The 2,162-nt window shown below is 56.1% G+C and carries 1 protein-coding gene; it reads right to left on the bottom strand.

What is annotated here, in order from left to right:
- Window positions 1-1,090: 1,090 nt before the first annotated feature.
- The gene (locus tag ACFYE1_RS17280) at window positions 1,091-1,654 is read right to left on the bottom strand and encodes a hypothetical protein (protein WP_387745723.1); all 564 of its coding nucleotides are present in this window, start codon (window positions 1,652-1,654) and stop codon (window positions 1,091-1,093) included.
- Window positions 1,655-2,162: the final 508 nt, after the last annotated feature.

Consider the following 2,162-nt stretch of genomic DNA (forward strand, 5'->3'; position numbering starts at 1 on the left):
CCAGCCCTCACAACACGCACTGCGGATCGTCCCCGCGCACCCAGCTACCCATGCTCATCTGTGAAGGGCCACTAATCTGAGACAGAATGCACCCTGGTGGCATACGTGCATTCTTACTTTGGCCAGAGCACCCACTCAAGACGACTTGGTTGGGAGGTCTATAGTCGGTTCCTCTTAACAAAAATGTGCATTGTTCTAAACCAGAAGGGCATGATGATTTTCGAGATCTTTGACAAGAAGTTGACACCGCTGGCGAAGGTGCTTAGCTAAGGCGTGAATCGTGGAAAGCAGCCCGCTCCGGAAGCGGCTCGCCGCAGGGTCAACGAGCTCCTAGAACCAATCCGCACAACTCGGCGGACTCCCTGTGCGGCGATAAAATTGGGCAACGCGCTGGTGGGCTCGGTTGATTATTGAGCCCACCGACATGACCTGGACACCAGGAAAGTTCACACGGAAGGCTTTCGCGGACCGATTAGCCTTGCCAATCATCGGTAAGTGATCTGCAAACTTAGATTCTTTTTAGCGTACCACTCGAAAAGTAATCTTTTCGACCATCACGTGGAACGAAGTCAGTCAACATCTGATAGTGCATCCGCTCATGAGACTCCAGTAGGAATTCAATGTGCCTATGCGCGTACACGGTCCACCCCTGGTGTTTTGAGGGAATGGTGACTTTAAATCTATCCTTCTTTTGGGGTCCCAGCCATGTTCCTGTGACCTTTTGCCACTTACACTCGCCGGAACCACACTTTCCGTACACTTGAATATCCGCACCGCCGACGAACGAAGAAGGGGGGCTGAATACTACCCTATTAATGCTTTTAGTTCTTCTGTCAACATTTTTCCACTCACCCATAAAGTCTTCGGCGGTCCCGAATAGGACAGCACCTGTCGCAGGACTTGATCCCAATATCGAAATTGCTGGCAAAATAAATGCCGCACCGAGAAGTTGTCTTCTATGCATTGAACTCACCTAAATCAGACTGTGCAATTTATGCTGAAGGTATACGAACGAGAAGTTCCAAGTTTTCCATGAACCTGCCCTAAGTGAGGGGCCCGGCGCACCAGTCGCCGGACCCCTTGCATGCCACTACTGAGGAAAGACCGTATAGGGGCTGTCTTCCCAATTGGTCCAGTTGCCGAAGGCTAAATGCCAGGAGGGACGTACCTGGAACCGGACGGAGTGATAGACCTCTTCAGGGCCCGACTCTGTGTTGGGCACGTCCCGCACATAGCTGAGAGTCTTCGCATTGGCGTCCTTCATGTAGACCCAGTTCCACTCCTTCACCGGTTCCTGCTTGTCGTCGGGATTCGTGCCGCCGTCCTTCTCCCACATTTGACTATGGACCGTGATGGTGGTGTCCGGCTTGCACTTGACGATGACGCGGAGCAACGCCGACTGGCCATTGTTCTGACTGGTAGGTGCCAGGGGCGTGACGGTGCAGCCAGCCCGGGTAGTGGCGGCCTCGGACGGGGCGGCGACCAGGGTCGTGCCGGCCAGGGCGAGAACCGTTCCGGCCACGATGGTCCGGGTGCGGGTCAGCCGCTGTCGCGGGGACTTAAAGGCCGTGGTCGGACGCTGAGTAGCAGACATGGCGGGAATCCTGACGGGCGGAGTGAAAGTACCGGGAATGTTGTTCAGCACGGTGTTCATCGAGAAGCCATGCCGTGGAGCGAGTCGGAAGTTTCCTGCTCTCGCCGGATGCTGTGCCTGTAGGCAGTCCTACATGACTCAAGGATGACGAGTGGAACAGCTCCAGGAGTCCACCTCGGGGTGGACAAATAGTGTCCACCTCCGGTTGTACAAGACAACGAAACAGGCCCGGACCACTAGCTAGGAAAAATACGGGTGACAGCAAGGATCGGGACTGCTTCCGGTGTCCCGTATCGGTCTTCCGAGGGGTTGGTCGATACCAAGGACAACATAGGGAAGCGCGATCTAGGCGAGACAGCTGGGGAGCTGCTCCGCCCCTCCTTTTACCCATCCTCCTACTCCGGCATCATGCCGAACGACCTAAAGTCTTTGGAGCGTCATTGGCTATTCCGGTTCGCCCGGTAGGTCCTGGAATGGCCTGGGCCTTCTTGCCGGGGAGTAGCGTCCCCTAGCGTGGTGTACGCCGGGCCCTGGGGGCGTGGCGTTCCGAACGTGAGGCGGCCACCGC

Origin of the sequence: Kocuria nitroreducens, assembly GCF_042879195.1 — a bacterium.
Classification (GTDB): domain Bacteria; phylum Actinomycetota; class Actinomycetes; order Actinomycetales; family Micrococcaceae; genus Kocuria; species Kocuria nitroreducens.

Excerpts from the sequence above, each read along its gene's own strand:
- ACFYE1_RS17280 (WP_387745723.1), bottom strand. The coding sequence starts at position 1,654 with ATGAACACCGTGCTGAACAACATTCCCGGTACTTTCACTCCGCCCGTC.